The 15962-nt window shown below is 67.6% G+C and carries 18 protein-coding genes; 7 read left to right on the top strand and 11 right to left on the bottom strand.

Translation table 11 applies throughout. From position 1 onward, the window contains the following. Positions 1 to 6: 6 nt before the first annotated feature. Positions 7 to 1590 carry a multicopper oxidase family protein gene (locus tag ABD260_RS23415; RefSeq protein WP_344236332.1) on the bottom strand — a complete coding sequence of 528 codons (1584 nt, stop codon included), beginning with the start codon at positions 1588 to 1590 and terminating at the stop codon, positions 7 to 9. After that, positions 1583 to 1999, bottom strand: a complete 417-nt coding sequence (locus tag ABD260_RS23420; protein WP_344236334.1) for a hypothetical protein — start codon at positions 1997 to 1999, stop codon at positions 1583 to 1585. The genes ABD260_RS23415 and ABD260_RS23420 overlap by 8 nt, the downstream gene beginning before the upstream one ends. Before the next feature lie 120 nt (positions 2000 to 2119). On the opposite strand from ABD260_RS23420, the gene ABD260_RS23425 reads away from it, so the two are divergent. Further along, positions 2120 to 3001: a LysR family transcriptional regulator gene (locus ABD260_RS23425; RefSeq protein WP_344236336.1), complete on the top strand. Its 882-nt coding sequence runs from the start codon at positions 2120 to 2122 to the stop codon at positions 2999 to 3001. An 83-nt stretch (positions 3002 to 3084) separates the two neighbouring features. Here ABD260_RS23425 and ABD260_RS23430 read toward each other — a convergent pair whose 3' ends face one another. After that, the gene (locus ABD260_RS23430; RefSeq protein WP_344236338.1) at positions 3085 to 3585 is read right to left on the bottom strand and encodes a DUF2505 domain-containing protein; all 501 of its coding nucleotides are present in this window, start codon (positions 3583 to 3585) and stop codon (positions 3085 to 3087) included. A 180-nt stretch (positions 3586 to 3765) separates the two neighbouring features. Between ABD260_RS23430 and ABD260_RS23435 the strand changes: the two genes are divergently transcribed. The 5 genes from ABD260_RS23435 to ABD260_RS23455 all read left to right on the top strand — a co-directional run bounded on the left by ABD260_RS23435 (position 3766) and on the right by ABD260_RS23455 (position 6412). After that, entirely contained in the window at positions 3766 to 4236 is a 471-nt protein-coding gene (locus ABD260_RS23435; protein WP_344236340.1) for a hypothetical protein, read from the top strand. Positions 4237 to 4299: 63 nt separating this feature from the next. Beyond that, positions 4300 to 4713 carry a hypothetical protein gene (locus tag ABD260_RS23440; protein WP_344236342.1) on the top strand — a complete coding sequence of 138 codons (414 nt, stop codon included), beginning with the start codon at positions 4300 to 4302 and terminating at the stop codon, positions 4711 to 4713. 237 nt (positions 4714 to 4950) lie between these two features. Beyond that, complete coding sequence (locus ABD260_RS23445; RefSeq protein ID WP_344236344.1) at positions 4951 to 5559, top strand: sigma-70 family RNA polymerase sigma factor; 609 nt, start codon at positions 4951 to 4953, stop codon at positions 5557 to 5559. A 176-nt stretch (positions 5560 to 5735) separates the two neighbouring features. Continuing rightward, positions 5736 to 6173 carry a hypothetical protein gene (locus ABD260_RS23450; RefSeq protein ID WP_344236346.1) on the top strand — a complete coding sequence of 146 codons (438 nt, stop codon included), beginning with the start codon at positions 5736 to 5738 and terminating at the stop codon, positions 6171 to 6173. Positions 6174 to 6187: 14 nt separating this feature from the next. Beyond that, on the top strand, positions 6188 to 6412 hold the full coding sequence (locus tag ABD260_RS23455) for an antitoxin (protein WP_184832025.1): 225 nt from the start codon (positions 6188 to 6190) through the stop codon (positions 6410 to 6412). Positions 6413 to 6850: 438 nt separating this feature from the next. On the opposite strand, the gene ABD260_RS23460 is transcribed toward ABD260_RS23455, so the two are convergent. Genes ABD260_RS23460 through ABD260_RS23495 form a run of 8 tightly spaced genes read right to left on the bottom strand, consistent with a single transcriptional unit; the run spans position 6851 to position 13988 of the window. Further along, positions 6851 to 7291 (bottom strand): FMN-binding protein, encoded by a 441-nt coding sequence (locus ABD260_RS23460; RefSeq protein ID WP_344236349.1) that lies wholly within the window; start codon positions 7289 to 7291, stop codon positions 6851 to 6853. Then, positions 7288 to 7776: an FMN-binding protein gene (locus tag ABD260_RS23465; protein WP_344236351.1), complete on the bottom strand. Its 489-nt coding sequence runs from the start codon at positions 7774 to 7776 to the stop codon at positions 7288 to 7290. Before ABD260_RS23465 ends, ABD260_RS23460 begins: the two co-directional genes overlap by 4 nt. A 37-nt stretch (positions 7777 to 7813) precedes the next feature. Next, positions 7814 to 9235: a ferredoxin reductase family protein gene (locus tag ABD260_RS23470; protein WP_344236353.1), complete on the bottom strand. Its 1422-nt coding sequence runs from the start codon at positions 9233 to 9235 to the stop codon at positions 7814 to 7816. Between the two features lie 23 nt (positions 9236 to 9258). Continuing rightward, positions 9259 to 10491 carry a sensor histidine kinase gene (locus ABD260_RS23475; protein ID WP_344236355.1) on the bottom strand — a complete coding sequence of 411 codons (1233 nt, stop codon included), beginning with the start codon at positions 10489 to 10491 and terminating at the stop codon, positions 9259 to 9261. Continuing rightward, positions 10488 to 11147 (bottom strand): response regulator transcription factor, encoded by a 660-nt coding sequence (locus ABD260_RS23480; protein ID WP_344236357.1) that lies wholly within the window; start codon positions 11145 to 11147, stop codon positions 10488 to 10490. Before ABD260_RS23480 ends, ABD260_RS23475 begins: the two co-directional genes overlap by 4 nt. After that, entirely contained in the window at positions 11144 to 11893 is a 750-nt protein-coding gene (locus ABD260_RS23485) for an FAD:protein FMN transferase (RefSeq protein ID WP_344236359.1), read from the bottom strand. The genes ABD260_RS23480 and ABD260_RS23485 overlap by 4 nt, the downstream gene beginning before the upstream one ends. After that, positions 11890 to 12969 carry a glycosyltransferase family 4 protein gene (locus tag ABD260_RS23490; RefSeq protein ID WP_344236361.1) on the bottom strand — a complete coding sequence of 360 codons (1080 nt, stop codon included), beginning with the start codon at positions 12967 to 12969 and terminating at the stop codon, positions 11890 to 11892. The genes ABD260_RS23485 and ABD260_RS23490 overlap by 4 nt, the downstream gene beginning before the upstream one ends. Then, positions 12969 to 13988, bottom strand: coding sequence for a lysylphosphatidylglycerol synthase transmembrane domain-containing protein (locus tag ABD260_RS23495; protein WP_184832018.1), 1020 nt, complete (start codon positions 13986 to 13988; stop codon positions 12969 to 12971). The genes ABD260_RS23490 and ABD260_RS23495 overlap by 1 nt, the downstream gene beginning before the upstream one ends. A 101-nt stretch (positions 13989 to 14089) precedes the next feature. On the opposite strand from ABD260_RS23495, the gene ABD260_RS23500 reads away from it, so the two are divergent. After that, complete coding sequence (locus ABD260_RS23500; RefSeq protein ID WP_344236364.1) at positions 14090 to 14896, top strand: PIG-L deacetylase family protein; 807 nt, start codon at positions 14090 to 14092, stop codon at positions 14894 to 14896. Positions 14897 to 15962: the final 1066 nt, after the last annotated feature.

Here is a 15962-nt window from a genome sequence, read left to right on the forward strand (position 1 = left end):
GGCAGCTCAGGTCACTTCGAGGTTGGCCATCATGCCCATGTCCTCGTGCTCGGCGTTGTGACAGTGGAACAGGTAGCGGCCGCGGTACCCATCGAAGCGGGTGATGAGTTCGGCCGACTCACCGGGACGCAATGACACCGTGTCCTTCAGGCCCGCGTCGTGCGGGAGCGGATCGTGGCCGCCGCGGGACAGGATGCGGAAGCCGACCAGGTGCAGGTGTACGGGGTGGTGCACGTCCGCGACCAATCGCCAGATCTCGACATCGCCGAGCCGGGTGGAGACGTCTGTCCGGCTCGGCGCGAACGGCTTGCCGCCGATCAGCCACCCGTGCCCGTCGCCCAGCTGTCCGGCGCGGAACGAGAAGTCGCGGACGCGTACGGCGTCCGACCGATGCCATTCCGGGAGGTCCCGCGACAGGACCTCCGGTACGCGGCTGGTGTCGGTCGCCGTACGGACGACATGGAAGGCCATCACCTCCTTGGTACGGCCGGTGCCGAGGCGGTTGATGATGCGTACGCGACTGCCGATCGGGACCTCGGCGAAATCGAGGATCACGTCGTACCGCTCGGCCGGAGCCAGTGGCAGGTTCCGGTGCTTGACCGGTGTCTGCAGCAGACCCTGGTCGGCGCCGATCTGGATCAGGTCGAGGCGGCGGCCGTCGTCTCGTACTGCCTCCAGGTCGTAGTGGCGGGCGTTCGATGCGTTAAGGAGGCGGAGGCGGTACCGGGCGGCGTCAGCCTCGTGGATCGGCCACGGGGCGCCGTTGACCAGGATCACGTCGCCGAGGACGCCGGCGACGTACTTGTCGATGACACCCGGTCGTTCCTTCAGTGTCGGGTCGATCGCTGGGTACGCGAGGGAACCGTCGTCCGCGAAGGCACGGTCCGCGATCATCAGCGGGAGTTCGCGCGGACCGGACGGGAGGCCGAGCGCGTCCTCTTCGTCGTCGCGGATGAGGTGCATGCCGGCCAGACCGCGCCAGATCGCGGGCGCGGTGAAGTCCATCCGGTGGTCGTGGTACCAGAGCAGGGTCGGGCGCTGGTCGAGCGGGAACGTGTACTCGCGGGTCAGCTTGGAGGTCACGGCGCGGGGGTCGCTCATCGCCGTACCGCTCATACCCTCCATTCCGTGCATCTCGTGCATGTCGTCCCAGCCTTCGGGCAGGACGAGGTCGGTCGGGTAGCCGTCGGAGCTCGCGGGGGTGCGGCCGCCGTGCAGGTGCACCACCGTCGGTACCGGCAATTGGTTGCGATGGGCAACGGTGATCGGGCGGCCGCGGCGGGATTCGATCGTCGGTCCGGGGAACGTTCCGTTGTAGGTCCACAGCCTGGTCGGTACGCCGGGCAGGATTTCGGCGGTCACCTCACGCTGATGGATCTCGTACCGGTTGGGCGTGGTCGGGGCGAGTACGGACGGGATCGGCAGCGGCACTTTGAATGCCGGAGGCAACGGGAGAGCACTGCGCAGCTCAGCGCCGGTGATCGCCGGGCGACGGGCGAGGGCGGCCGCGGCGGACAGGCCGCCGGCACCTACGAGGCCGAGCGCTCCCCCGATGCCGAGGAGCCGGCGTCGGCTCAGCTGCTCAGGCATCAGCGGGCTCCTGACTGGGCTCCGGTGCCTCAGCAGGCTGCGGTGCGAGCCCGCGAAGGGGCTGTTGCCAGATCCTGATGAATTGGATTGCCACCCCGGCAATCGTGAACACACCCAGGGGGATGTGCAGCCAGAGCGCGCCGTCCTGGCCCGCGAAGTACTGCACCGTCTCGGCAATCGCCAACCCGAGCGACATCGTGAACGGCCACGCCAGCCGCAGCCGGACCCAGACGACCACCGCGACAATCACCTGCAGGTAGGCGATCGACGTGACGACGTTCGCGCCGGCGGCATGCCAGCGCAGCGCGTCGAAGTCGCCACTCAGGTACACCCCGGCGAACACCGGTTGGCCCACGATCGCCAGCAGGTGCGCGCTGATCACGCCCCGCAGTACCCGTCCGCTGAGCATCGGGCAGCCTCCTCCATCGGTTCTCGAACAGCAGCGAGATTATGATTGGACTGTTATGACCGTCCAAGACCAAAATCGCTATCTCGTTATGATGGTCTGGTCATGACCTGAGGGGGTTCGATGGATCTGACCATGCTTCGGCAGTTCGTGGTGATCGCCCGGCTGGAGCACCTCAGCCGCGCGGCGGACGAGCTGCACGTGGCCCAGCCGTCGTTGAGCCGGACCGTGGCGCGGCTGGAGCACGAGCTGGGTACACCGCTGTTCGACCGGTCCGGCCGGCTCCGGCTCAATCCGGTCGGCACGCTGTTCCGCGACTACGTCGAGCGTGCGCTGGGCGAACTCGACGCGGGCCGGCGGGCTGTTGCGGCAGCGACCGAGCAGGGTACGGGCGTCGTGCGGCTTGGCGCGGAGAACTTCCTCGCGCTGACCGCACCGCTTGCCGCGTTCAAACGTGATCATCCGGCGATCGAGTTGGAGCTGCGGCAGCTGCCCGCCGAGGACATGCCGCGGCGGCTGCGTGCCCAGGAGGTGGACTTCTGCGTTGCGTCCCAGCCGGTCGCCACCGCCGGCCTTGAGCGCGTCGCGCTGCTTGATGAGCCGGTGTGGGTGGTGACGCCGTTGGAGCACAGACTTGCGGGGCGTACGTCCGTACGCGTCGAGGAACTTGCCGACGAACCGTTCGTCACGGGAACGAGGAGCCACTGGCAGCGCAACTTGCTTGATCGGCTGTTCGCTGAGTTGGGGCTCACGCCGCGGGTGGTCTGCGAGAGTGACGAGGCCGCGGCGATCCAGGAGCTCATCCGGGCCGGGTTGGGGATCGGTTTCAATCCCGACCTGGCCCGGCGCTCGATCCCCGACTATCCGGTTGCGTGGCTACAGGTGGATCACCCGGCGTGCCGACGTACGCTCAGCCTGCTCTGGCACGCCGGCCAGCCACTCACCGCCGCCGCCCAGCAGGTCCACCACGCGATCACCACCTGGCCGTGGGCCAACAAGAGCTGACCAGGGCCTATCCAGAGCCGGCCAGCGGCTGGTCGGCGGCTGGCACCGGCTGGCAGCGGCTGGCAGCGGCTGGCAGCGGCTGGTCAGAGTGAGCCGGACAGCCAGCGCCACGCCACCTCGAACTTGTTCTCCAGCCGGATCCGCACCGCGTCCGCCACCACCTGCTCCAGCCCACGCCCCACCACCGGCACCGAAGTCGCCGTCACCTGCAAGTCGAACTCCTGCGTGGTCCCGCGGCCCTCAGGCACGATCCGGGTCGTCCCGGTCACCTTCACCGGTACGCCGGTCACCTCGGCGTCCACATCCGCCTGCCGCGCGCCGTTGACCTCCGCGCGATGCCACACCTTGTTCTGCGCCAGCTCCAGCGTCGGCCCGACAAACCGCCGCGCCACCACCGGCACCTCCGCGGGCCGGGTCTGCCAATGGAAGTGCACGGCGAGATCGTCCCCGGCGTCCCCCACCTCGATGTCGTACGACTCCGCGCGCAACCGTTCGAACACCTGCTCCTGGAACGTGATGTCGGTGATCATCGCGAACACCTCCTCCGGCGAGGCGTCGTACGACGTGGCGAGAGACAAATCCATACACCCATCCTGCCCTGATCCCTCCCCACCGGTCACCACCACCGGTCGTCACCACCGCCGCGACCGGCCCCCGCGACCACGCTGAACAAAGCCGCCGAAAAATGCGGTAATCTCTCCGCGCTTTAGGGATCGCAGCACATATTGATGCGATAACTGACAGCTCAGTAACACATTTACTGAATGCCGTTCATCAATGCATCGGAGGTATTTCTTTTGTTGCGTAAAATCATCGTGACCGCCCTCGCGGTCATCGCGATCGCCGTCACTTCGGCCGCACCGGCCGCAGCGGTCGAACGCAAAGATTTTGAAATCAAGGACCCAGCGGGCACCGGGTCCGATGCCCACGGCAGGCTCAATACCTACGGCACGTATTTCATTGTCAAGGGGCGTATCCTCGCCTTCCAATCCAAGGTGACAGCCTATGCCTGCATCAGCGCGAGCATCAGCGGCTGCAACCTGGTGGGAAACCAGAAGACCCTCGGAACGGCCGACGGCCGCGTCAACGAGGACGAAGCCGACATCAACAAGCGCTACAACAGGGCCTCCGGACAGGCCATCTGGGTACGCGCTTGTTTTCTGCACCCCAATGGTGTCACCAACTGCACCAGCTGGACCGCCGGGCACACCGCCAACACCTCGATCCGGTCCTGAGCCACCACCGCAGCGCCATTCCCAAAGACCTCGGAGGTAAATCTTTTGTTGCGTAGAATCATCGTGACCGCCCTCGCGGTCCTCACGGTTGCCGCCATTTCGGCCACCCCGGCCTCGGCGGCACGGGTGCTCAAAGACTTCGACATCTACAACCCGTCGGGCCGAGGCGGCGACTGGCGGGGCCGGATGATCATCGACAGCACAGCAGTCAGGTTCACGGGGAACGTCCACCCCAGCCTCACCAAAGCGACTGCCTATGGCTGCATCTCGGCGAGCGTCAGCGGCTGCAACCTCGTGGGCGCCGCGAAGACCCTCGGAGTGGTCGACGGGCGCACCGAAAGCCAGCTCCTCGAGATCGACAAGACCTTCAGCAAGACCAGCGGGCAGAGCGCTTGGGTACGCACTTGCTTTCTGCACCGCAATGGCGTCACCAACTGCACCAGCTGGACCGCCGGGCACGCGCCGACGTTTCCTTAGGCGGCTTGAAGTAGCCGACTGACTGATCGGCCTGGACCGGCTCGACGCGCGCTGAGCCGGTCCAGGCTTCCGGCGCGGCGGTTCAGGGGCGCATCGCCGAGCGTCACGACCACGGAGTGGCAGGGGCGTGACACGGTGGGCTACTTCCGTTAACCTTTTCGTGATGTTCACAATTGCGTAGCTGACTGAGAACGGGGCTTGGGAAGCGCATGCACATCGAGTCTTTCGCACCGGGCGGTGCGTGACACAGACATGTCCACCAACACCGCCGCAGTGACCCAGGGAGCGGCCGGCAGTCCGGCCGATTCGCTCGACGACGAGGACGAACTGATCCGGCGCGCGCAAACCGGCGACGCCGCGGCCTTCGGCCGGCTCTACGACCGGCACGTCCATTCCATCTACCGGTACACCTACAGCAAGACCACGTCCCGCAGCCTGGCCGAGGACCTGACCAGCGAAACGTTCCTGCGCGCGTTCCGGGCGATCGCCCGGCCGCGAGCGAAACTGAACTTCGCGGCCTGGCTGGTCACCATCGCGCGGAACGTCGTCATCGATCACCACCGCTCCGGCTGGAACCGGCTGGCGATCGTCACCGACGAGGTCGATCCACGCGCCGACGAAGCGATCGGGCCGGAGCAGGCGGCGCTCGCCTCGGTCGGCACCGCCGCGTTGCGAGCCGCGGTCGCCCGGCTTCCGGACGACCAGCGCGAATGCCTCGCGCTGCGGTTCTTCGCCGGCCTGTCGATCAACGAAACCGCCGCCGCGATGGCGCGAACGGACGGCGCGATCAAACAACTGCAGTTCCGCGCGATGAACAGATTGCGGCGGATCGTCACCGCCGGCTGAGAAGCCGCTGAGTCCGTTGATGTCTTCTTCATGAAAGGGTGCGAAACACGTGACCCGAGTGCTTGCGCGGCCTCCTACCTTCCGGTAGGAAAGAGCGCGTGCCATCCGGCTCACGGCCGTGCATGGGCAGGAAACCGGTGCGGCCGGTCAACTCATATCTCACGGGGAGATATCGCATGAGCAATCCGTACGAAGAGAACCAGAACGACGGCAGCTACGGGTCGGGTGACCAGGGCAACGACTTCGGCCGGGATTCCAGCGGAGGGGAATCCGGCGGCAATTCGTACGGCCAGGGAAACGACTCCGGGAATGACTCCGGAAATGACCGCGGCAACGACTCTGGGAATGACTCGGGTTACGGCGGGCGCGAGGAGTCGCAGAACGACGGCGGCTTCGGCCAGTCGAACGACGACGACAACCGCGGCGGGTACCAGCAGTCCAGCGACGACAACGATCGCGGCGGCTACCAGCAGTCCGACGACAGCGGCGATCGCGGCGGGTACGGCCAATCGGAAGACGGTGGCGAGCGCGGCGGGTACCAGCAGTCGGACGAGCGTGACAACAGCAGCAGCTACGGCAACAGCAACACCGACGACAACAACTACGGAAACTGAGCGGAGATCCGGACATGGGTGTTTTCGACAACATCAAGAATGCTGCTGAAGAGCTGAAGGACAAGGCGGCCGACCTGGTCGACGGTCACAGCGACAAGATCGGCGAGGGCCTGGACAAGGCCGGCGAGTTCGCCGACGAGAAGACCGGCGGCCAGTACGGCGACAAGATCGACCAGGGCGTCGACGCCGCCAAGGACCAGATCGGCAAACTGGACAGCCAGAACGACGGCCAGGCCTGATCACCGGCAATTCGCCGAGGCAATTCCTGAGGCGGTCGTGGATCTTTTCCACGGCCGCCTCGGCCATTCCCGGCTGCCGCTGGACGCCATCCCCGTTCCACCTCCGACCCGACGACATCAGGTAGACCTCGGTCATGCCCCGGGCACCAGATGTCCGCGATCCCCACCGGGCGTACAAGCTCCGCCCCGCCCCCACACGGGTGGATATCCACTGCTGTTGTGGGTTCTCCACCGGTACACGAGTGGAGAACCCACCACGCGAGCAGATATCCCCGCGCACCACTTACCCCCGCGCAGCCCCATGCCGCGCAGCGCACACCTAGCGACGTCCCTCGGCTCACTCATCCGCCCTACCGCGCTGCGGAGGGTCCGTTCGGTCCGGACGCGTACATCGGGGGGCGGGTGGGGGTTGGGGCGGGTGAGCTTCTGGGGTTTGGGTCAGCTGGTGAGGTGGGCTGTGTCGAGGGCGGATTGGAGGGAGCGGCGGTAGCCGTCTGAGGTGAAGGTGGCGCCGGAGACTGTGTCGATGTGGGCGGTTTGGGCTGCCAGTGCTTCGTGCGTGAGTTGGGGCAGCGCGAACGTGCTGATCTCCTGGTCGCGGCGGCCGCCGTTCGGATAGACCAGTGGAGTGACGGCGATCAGGCGGTTGGCGCGGACGGTGATGCGTACCTGGACCGGGCCGTAGCGCGTGCCGGCGGAGGCTCCATTGACCACCATCTCGCCGGTTGAGTTGCTGACGACGCCTGCGGATGCGGCCGGAGTGGACTGACCTTCGGTGCGGTTCGTGCTGGTTGGGTAGAGGAACAGCAGTAGCAGGAGCACGCCGGTGCCGCCGCCGACGGCCAGGTTGCGGCGTAGGCGTTCCGAGTGGCTGGTCATCGCGCACCGTGTGCCGCGTCGAGAGCTGACTGGAGTGATTGCCGGTAGCCCTGCGAGGTGAAGGTCGCGCCGGAAACCGTGTCCAGGTGGGCGTTTCCGGCCTTCATGGCTTCCTGTTCGAGCTGTGGGACCGCGTAGCTATTGATGCGGTCGGTCTGGCCGTCGCCGCTTGGGTGCTGGAGCGTACGTACCTGGGTGAGGCGGCTGCCCAACACGGTGACTTGTACTTGCACTGGTCCGTACTGGGTATCGACGACTCCACCGGTAGCAGTGACCGACTTCGGCGCCGCTGTTGTCGGAGCGGGCGTTGACTGCGCAGTCGGAGCTGGTGAACGGCGCGACGGCCGGGGCGCCGGACGACTGCGGTGATGCGTGACGCGCGGTGCCGTGGTGCGTGGTGTCGTGGCAACAACTGCTGCGCCGGTCTGTGGGTGCACGCTGGTTCGCAGCGCAACCGCTACAACCGCCACACTGGTGAGTGACATCAGCACTCTTGTCCCGCGCCTCACGCAACTTCTCCTCTCACCACGAGAACCGCTCCTGGTGCAACTGCCTCGCAGGCAGTCCGGCCGTCAGCACTGCGGCACACAACGCATCCATCCACCGATCCGGCCCGCACACGTACACGTCGTACTGCTCCAGCTCCGGCACCGCCCGCCGCACAGCGTCCTCGTCCGACCACCCCTCCGCCCCAACCGGCAGCCACGACTTACGCCCCTGAATCCGCGGCCCAAGCAAATAGTGCACAGTGATCCCGCGTACGCGCGCCAGATGCTCCAGCTCCTCCCGGAACACCAGATCACTCGCGTCATGCGCCCGGTACACCAGTACCGCCTCACCCGGCCCGTAGGACAGCTCCTCCAACAGCGCCCGCAGCGGCGTGATCCCAATGCCACACGCGAACATCGCCACGCGGTCAGTCACCCGCCGCTCCGCAGTCAGCCGCCCGTACGGTCCCTCGACCGCTACCCGCGTCCCCGGCCGTACCCGCGCCAGCCGGCTACCCCCATCCCCCGCGGTCTTCGCAGTCACCCGCAGCCGATCCGGTGCGGGCGACGCCGACAGCGAGTACGGGTTGCCACGTGACCACCCAGGTCCGTCCAGGAACCGGAACACGAAGTACTGCCCCGCCTGCACCGGCATCCGATGCAAACCACGTCCACCAAGCAGAACCGTCACCACACCAGGCGCTTCAGGGATCACCTCGCGCACAGTGAGCCCGTGCCGGAGCGTACGCCACAACGGCAGCACGACCCGGTACACCACGATCGCACCGAGCGCTACGCCGTACACCGACCACCAGTACGTACGCGCCAACGCTGACGTAGTGAAGTCCGCACCGGTCCAGATCTCATGCGGTATCGACAGGCCCACGCCGAGGTACGTGTACAAGTGCAGCAGATGCCATGACTCGTACCGCAATGCCCTCCGCGCCGCACGCACCGACGTCACCACAACCAGGGTGAGCGCGAGAGTCGCAGCGGTCGCCAGCAACATGCCGCCGTACGTAGTGACCACCGACCACGTCTCATGCACCAGGTCGTTGTGGTCGCGCAGCGTGTACCCGATCAGGATCAGTCCGATGTGCAGCAGCAACAGGTTGAACGACCAGAACCCGACGAGCCGGTGCCGTCGCGCCAGCTCGTCCTGTCCGTAGCTGCGCTCGATCATCGGCACCCGTGCCATCAGGAACACCTGGACCAGCAGCAGGTCAGCCGCCACCAGCCCGGAGAGCCGCCCGAGTGAGGTAAGCAGGTCAGCCGGTCCGCTCAACAGGTTCTGGAAACCACGTCCCGACACCCAGAGCGCGACCACCACGAGTACCGTCACCCAGCACAGGACCCCGATGGCGTCCCGCCACCAGGTGGGCGTATGGCGCGGTCTGCGCCGGGCGTGGGTGATCCGGGGCCGGTTCATCACCTCTGCTGGCCCGCGGTACGTCATGCTCCGACGATGCCCGCTGATTCTTAGTCCTTCCTTGGACCTGCCTCCGCAAGCGCAGGCAGTACCAGCTCGAACGTCGCTCCGACCTCGCTGGGCGCCAGCCGGAGCTGTCCGCCGAGGCGGTTCGCTACGTCGTGCGCGAGCGCCAGACCGAGCCCGTAGTGCGCCCGCCCGGCCCGGTGACCGCCAGAGTCGAAACGCCGCAGTACACGCTGCGCGGCCTCCGGTCCGATCCCCGGCCCGGTGTCACTCACCGACAGGATCAGGTCGCCACGATGCCGCCGTACGGCGATCCGCACGGTCCCGTTGCGTGGTGTGTGGTCGATCGCGTTGTCGACCAGGGCGAGCGTCGCGCGCCGAATCGCAGTCGCCGCCCCCAACGCCGGAGCGGACTGCAGCTCACTCTCCCAGCGCAGCCGTACGCCCGCCTCCCCCGCGTGCGCCGCGGCACTGTCTGCGACGTCTGCCGCGATACCGACCAGGTCAACCGGTCGGCCGTCCTCCATCCCGCGTGGATCGGCCGCGGCGAGCAGGTCGTCCACCACTTCCGCCAACCGCCTCGTATCGCGCAGTACGCCGTCAGCATCGTCCAGTACGTCCTCATCCACGTCCGTGCGCCGCAGTGACCGTTCAAGCAGCTGCGCCCGCGTACTCAACAGCGTCAACGGCGTACGCAGCTCATGCCCCGCATCGGCAACGAACGCGCGCTGCAAGGTCAAAGCCTGTGCCAACGGCCGGACCGCCCGCCGTCCAATCAGCACGCCCAACAGAACTGCGAGTAGTAGAGCGACACCAGCAGCGAACCCCATCGCCTGGAACAGCCGCGCCTGCTCCTGGCGTGTCGTAGCCAGATCGAGTACCGCCTGTACCGGATGCCCTTTCGACAGCCCAGTAGCGATCCGGTATCCGCCGTCATCCTCCTGGACAGTACTGAGGTGTACCTGTTCCGATGCCTCCGTACGTAGCGTCGCCAAGTCCGGAAGCAGGCTCGTCGGCAGACCAGGAGAGGTTGTCGTACTAGCTGAGTTCGTCATCACCAGCCACGCGCCGGCAGGCGGATCACCGACATCGTCCGCGGTACTGATCGCGGAGCGGAGTAGATCGTCCGCAGCGTTCGTCTGCCCGCGTACGACCACTACAGTCACCAGTGCGATCAACAGCAGCATCGCTAGCGCAACCAGAGCAGCAGCCTGTACGGCAACGCCCCGCGCCGCGCGACGGACCAGTACCTCGTCCCCGATCAACCGTGTACTCACGGCGCACCCAACCGGTACCCGAGCCCACGTACGGTGCTGATCACGCCCCGGCCCAGCTTGCGCCGGCAGTAGTGCACGTACGTGTCGACAACTGTCTCCGACTCCGCCTCGTCGAACACCCGGTCCAGCAGGTCCGACCGGCTGAACACTGTGCCGGGCCGCGCCGCCAGCAGGCCCAGCAACGCCGCCTCTCGTTCGGACAACTCCACCGACGCACCGTCGTCACGGCGTACGGTCCGGTGATCCAGATCGAGTACGCCACCCGGCACCGCGAGCTGCACCGCATGATCGAGGTGCCGCCGCAGCAACGCGCGTACGCGAGCCATCAGCTCCGTCAGCTCGAACGGCTTGGTCAGATAGTCCTCCGCGCCCGCGTCCAGCCCTTCAACCCGGTCCGCCGTACTGTTCCGCGCCGACAGCACCAGGATCGGCGTACCCACGCCGCGACTGCGCAACCGGGCGATCAGGTCCAGTCCTTCGACAGCAGGCAGGCCACGGTCGACAATCATCGCGTCCGCCGGACGCGTCAGCGCCAGGTGCAGCCCGGTGTGACCGTCACCGGCTCGCGTGACGGCGTACCCCTCGCCGGTGAGCGCCCGGTCCAGCAGCCGGGCCAGGTCCGCGTCGTCCTCGACCAGGAGGATGCGCGCGCTCATGCCACCCCCCAGCCGACGGTGGAGAACAAGTTGCCGTCCGCAAGCACCCCCAGGCCTTCGTAACCCGGCAACACGGTCAGTACCTCCGGCCAGCCGTCCCCGGCCACGAACGCCGCGGTGGCCAGCACATCCGCGTACTCGACCGACGGCCCGCTCACCGACACCGACAGCCAGCGGGTGGCCACCTCGGTGCCGGTGCGCGGGTCGTACAGGTGCGCGCCGCGGGCCGACGTGCCGCTCGTCGCCACCGCGCCTCCGTTCCGCGCCAGACTCGCCACGACCCGGGTGGGGTCGTGCGGGTCCTGGATCCCGATCGTGAAGTCCTCGTCGCCGGCGCAGAGCACAAGGACGTCACCACCGGCGTTCAGGCACCAGTCGACGCCGGCCACCGCTCGCAGCCGCTCCCCTGCCCGCTCAACCGCCCAGCCCTTCACCAGCCCGGAGGGATCCCAGCACCCACCGGGTACGTCCGCGTCGAACAGTCCACCGGTCAGTGCGCGCGCCGCGACACACCGCTCAGCCACGTCCCGTACCAGGGGCTCCACGTCGTCCCAGCCGACCTCACCGCGGGCCAGCCGGCTCACCGAGCTGTCCGGCTTGTACGGCGAGAAGATCCGGTCCACCTCGACCAGCTCGGCGTACATGTCCCGGACCGCTTCCTCGACTGCCGCGGAAGCCGCCTGCTCGCCCCGGGCCAGCACACTGATGGGCATCCCCATCACCTGCTCGGCCCAGCTTCGCCTCATGCAGTCGACGCTAGGGACCGTTCACTGAGAGCGAGCTGAGCCGTGTACGCGGCAACGTGCTGCGTGATCACACGGTCCCAGGTCATCACCGGATCGGTGTTCTGGTTGTGCGCCTGCATCCGGTCCAGGACCGTCGAGTTCGACAGCAGCGCCGCGACCGTACGCGCCATCTCGGTGTCGTCGTGCACCAGGAAGCCCTCGATCCCCGGCCGGATGAACTCGCGGACCCCACCGGACGCCATCGCCACCACCGGCAGGCCGGCGCAGCGTGCTTCCAGTGCCGCCACCCCGAACGACTCGAGCTCGGCCGGCGCCAAGTACACATCGGCCGAGGCGTACAGCTGCTGAATCTCGTACCGGGTCAACCGTCCCGGAAGATCCACCCAGGAGGCCATGCCGCTGCGGCGTACCTCGGTGGCCAGCGCGCGCTCGCGCGGACCTGCGCCAACGATGACCGCGCGCAGATCGACGGCCGACGGCGTCAGCTCGCGGACCTTCTCCAGCGTCCGCAGCAGCGCATCCGGGCGCTTGCGCCGGGCGAGCCGCATCGTGCTCACGATGGTCGGCCGATGATCCGTACGCGCCGTCGCCCGCCACGCGGCCGGGTCAACGCCGTTGTGCAGCACCTTGACCGAACCCTTGGGCAGCGACCGCCGCAACCGGTTCGCGACGGTTTCGCTGACCGCGGTCCATTGCGCGTTCCCGGCGTACCGGTCGATCTGCGCGACCGGCCACGGCATCGTTGATCCAGGCAACGAATGCATGGTGATCAGCGCCGTTTGGGCCATCCGCGCCGCCCGCCAGGCGAGCGGCGACACCAGCGACGAATGCGAGTGCACGACGTCGAAGGTGGCCAGCTCGTACCGCAGCCGCTCGACGGCGACCGGCAGCGGCAGTCCGGTCAAGGAGGGCAGCCGCACCACTGGTACGTCACCCGCGCTCGGCGGACCGTCGGTCAGGGTGAACACGGTGACCTGATGCCCGGCCCGGATCAGCTGAACGGCGAGATCGTGCACCTGCAACTCGATGCCACCGAGGCGTGGGAGGTAGCAGTCACTGACCAGCGCGACCCGCATCAGGCCACCGCCCCAAGGGAGCGCGCACCGCCGCCGGTGCGGTGCTGCAGCCAGGTCCAGATCGCCAGCATGATGCCGCCGACCGGGATCTCCATCAGGAACGTGAACCCGCGGAACAACAGGAGCCCCGCGGCAACCCCGGCCGGGTCGCCGCCGAGAGCGACCAGCGCGGCCGTCGTACCCACCTCGACGACACCGGCACTGCCGGGCGTGATCGGGACCAGAGTGAGCAATCGCTCCACGGCCAGTGCGGTGAACAGGACCGGGAGCCCGAGTGGGACGTGCAGGACGTGGAAGCAGAGCCACAACAGCGCGAGCTGCAGCGCGAGGTACGCGACCATGCCGACGGTCATCGGCCGCCAGCCGGTCCGCATCAGCGTCAGCGTACGGCGCCGGAACCGCGGCAACCGCTCTTTCAGCCGAGATCGGCGGAGCACCTTGTCGAGCCCGGCGCCGATCAGTACGGCCGCCCGTTCGTCCACCAGAATCCAGATTCCGGCGAGTACGGCGATCGGCACCGGCAGGAAGAGCAGGCTCCCCTTACCGAACGCCGAGGCGCTGTGCAGGATCGGCACGAGCAGCAGCGCCAGCGCGATCACGCCCAGCTTGGAGACCACGTTCAGCAGGGTGGTCACGGCGAGGAACCCGCCGAACGCGCCCTTGCTGAAGCCCCAGCGGCGGACCATCCGGAAGTTCAGCGCGGTACCGGCGGCGCCACCGAGTGGGAGAACGTTTGCCACGGCGCTGCCGGTCAGGCTCAGGGTCAGCCCGCGCCGCTTGGACAGGCCCGGGAGCGACGCCGCGAGCACGAACGAGTGTGCCCAGAGGCCCGCGATCCAGACGACCGACAGCATCGCCAGGGCCGGGATCGACACCTGTCCGAGGACCGATCCGACCTCCCGCCAGGTCGACCCCACCGCGCGTGGCAGGAACACCACGAGGGCGACCGTGACCAGCCCACTGAGGACGGGGGTCACCAACCGCCGTCGCCAACCCCGTCGCTGCTCGATCTCGTTCATCGATACCAGCCTGTCGCCCGGATGCTGAGAGGGTCCTGAGAGGAACCGCAGGCAGTCCTATGAGCTCTCTCGAGCCCCTTCGAGCATGGCATGCTCGGGCCATGACGGAGCGATTCACCTTGATTGCGTTTCACGCGCATCCAGATGACGAAGCGCTGCTGATGGGCGGCACGCTGGCCCGGCTGGCGGCCGAAGGGCATCGGGTCGTGCTCGCCGTCGCGACCGACGGTGAGGCCGGCGCTGCGGCCGCTTCGTACCGGGAATCCGGACAGCTGGCCGCGCATCGGCGGACCGAGCTGGACCGGTCGGCCGCGGCGCTCGGCTGTGCGCGGGTGGTTCGTTTCGGTTTCAAGGACTCCGGTTCGGTGCAGCCGGCCGCTGAGGGTGGGTTCAGTACGCTCCCGGTCGCCGAAGCCGCCGCTCCGCTGATCGAGCTGCTGCGCGCGGAGAAAGCTGACGCGTTGACGATCTACGATCCGGCCGGCGGGTACGGGCACCCGGATCACCGGCAGGTGTACACGGCCGGGAAGTACGCCGCCGAACAGGCCGGGACGCGGTTGGTGCTGGAGGCAACGATCGACCGGCGGCTGATCCGGCGACTGATTCGCATTGTCGAGGCGATCCCGGGCATCCTGCCGGCGGTCAAGGCCTCGGCGTACGACAATGCGTACTCCCCCGCGGAGGCGATCACGCACCGGGTCGACGTGCGCGCGTACACGGATCAGAAACGCCAGTCGTTCGCCGCGCATGCCAGTCAGGCGAGCTCGGACGACGACGCTCGTACGCTCGGGTTGCTGCTCAAACTACCGCCGTGGCTCTTCCGGCGGATGCTCGGACGCGAGTGGTACGTGGAGCACGGCCGTACGCCCGGGCGGCCGCTCGATGACGTGTTCGCCAGCCTGCGCTGAACGCGGTTTCGCGATGCTGAATAGTTATCGACTCTCACCTGTTGACCGCTGAACTTTCCGGCCCGGCCCGGAATCCAACGCGGTACTACGGGGGCGACGAAGCCTCCGCATCAGGGGAGGACGATCCAGATGTTTCGGAAGACGGCAAGTCTGGCTTCGGCAGGGGTACTCGCACTGGCACTCGGGGCGGCGGCCGGCCAGTCCGCACAGGCATCCACAACTACTCAATCGGCCACGACCGCGGCCTGCTCATTGCGGCTCGGTTCGGTGACCGCTCAGGGCGCGGCCACTAGCCGTACCATCAACGCGACTTCACCGATCACGGTCGGCGGGGTTCGCGGTACCGCTGGGGTGTTCGGGGCCAAGCAGGTGCACCACAGCAGCACGTTCGTGGGTACGCCACTTGGGGCGGGGGAAGCGCGGTCGGGGCTGACCGTGATCGGCGGGGCGTTGTACTCGAGCTCGTACGTGGTCGACCGGCAAAGCCAGCTCGATCCGCACTATCCGCACAACAACCTGCGGATCGGCGGCGGGTGGGGCAACTACCGGTGGATCGAGCAGTCGATCCTGCGCCCTGCCAACGCCGGTGAGTCGGCTCGGACGCTGCTGTACGGGCAGCGGACCGACGGTACGACTCTGCGCTGGATCGCCGAAGGTACTGGCTGGCGATCCACCGGTGGGGTCGGTGGGCTGACCACGGTGAAGGGGATCGCGCTGATCAGCCGGACGGCTACGGCGGAGACGTTCCTCGCCAACACCCGGTCGGGCAGTCTGGTGACGGTGACGTGGCCGACCAAGTACAACGCTGTGCCGAGCAGCCGGGTGGTCCGTGGGTCGACCTGGCAGGGCTTCGAGCAGTTGATCGCCACCAAGTGCGGTGCGAACGGTACGCTCCTGCTCGGCATCGACCGGGAGACGCAGTCCGGCTACTTGTACGCCGTGGGGCACGCGAACGGTACGAGCACGACGATCAAGAGCCTCGGCAAGGTCCCGCTGAAGTTCTCCGACCCGCAAGTCGGATCGTAGCCATGTCGTTCTGTGAGCCAAGGAGTTGGTCTTGTGAGTT

Source organism: Kribbella hippodromi (assembly GCF_039531045.1).
Taxonomy (GTDB): Bacteria; Actinomycetota; Actinomycetes; order Propionibacteriales; family Kribbellaceae; genus Kribbella; species Kribbella hippodromi.

Excerpts from the sequence above, each read along its gene's own strand:
- ABD260_RS23480 (WP_344236357.1), bottom strand. The coding sequence starts at position 11,147 with ATGAGCGCGCGCATCCTCCTGGTCGAGGACGACGCGGACCTGGCCCGG.
- ABD260_RS23430 (WP_344236338.1), bottom strand. The coding sequence starts at position 3,585 with ATGGATTTGTCTCTCGCCACGTCGTACGACGCCTCGCCGGAGGAGGTG.
- ABD260_RS23455 (WP_184832025.1), top strand. The coding sequence starts at position 6,188 with ATGGGTGTTTTCGACAACATCAAGAATGCTGCTGAAGAGCTGAAGGAC.
- ABD260_RS23485 (WP_344236359.1), bottom strand. The coding sequence starts at position 11,893 with ATGAGGCGAAGCTGGGCCGAGCAGGTGATGGGGATGCCCATCAGTGTG.
- ABD260_RS23420 (WP_344236334.1), bottom strand. The coding sequence starts at position 1,999 with ATGCTCAGCGGACGGGTACTGCGGGGCGTGATCAGCGCGCACCTGCTG.
- ABD260_RS23500 (WP_344236364.1), top strand. The coding sequence starts at position 14,090 with ATGACGGAGCGATTCACCTTGATTGCGTTTCACGCGCATCCAGATGAC.
- ABD260_RS23435 (WP_344236340.1), top strand. The coding sequence starts at position 3,766 with ATGCCGTTCATCAATGCATCGGAGGTATTTCTTTTGTTGCGTAAAATC.
- ABD260_RS23490 (WP_344236361.1), bottom strand. The coding sequence starts at position 12,969 with ATGCGGGTCGCGCTGGTCAGTGACTGCTACCTCCCACGCCTCGGTGGC.
- ABD260_RS23460 (WP_344236349.1), bottom strand. The coding sequence starts at position 7,291 with ATGACCAGCCACTCGGAACGCCTACGCCGCAACCTGGCCGTCGGCGGC.
- ABD260_RS23425 (WP_344236336.1), top strand. The coding sequence starts at position 2,120 with ATGGATCTGACCATGCTTCGGCAGTTCGTGGTGATCGCCCGGCTGGAG.
- ABD260_RS23495 (WP_184832018.1), bottom strand. The coding sequence starts at position 13,988 with ATGAACGAGATCGAGCAGCGACGGGGTTGGCGACGGCGGTTGGTGACC.
- ABD260_RS23415 (WP_344236332.1), bottom strand. The coding sequence starts at position 1,590 with ATGCCTGAGCAGCTGAGCCGACGCCGGCTCCTCGGCATCGGGGGAGCG.
- ABD260_RS23450 (WP_344236346.1), top strand. The coding sequence starts at position 5,736 with ATGAGCAATCCGTACGAAGAGAACCAGAACGACGGCAGCTACGGGTCG.
- ABD260_RS23470 (WP_344236353.1), bottom strand. The coding sequence starts at position 9,235 with ATGACGTACCGCGGGCCAGCAGAGGTGATGAACCGGCCCCGGATCACC.
- ABD260_RS23465 (WP_344236351.1), bottom strand. The coding sequence starts at position 7,776 with ATGTCACTCACCAGTGTGGCGGTTGTAGCGGTTGCGCTGCGAACCAGC.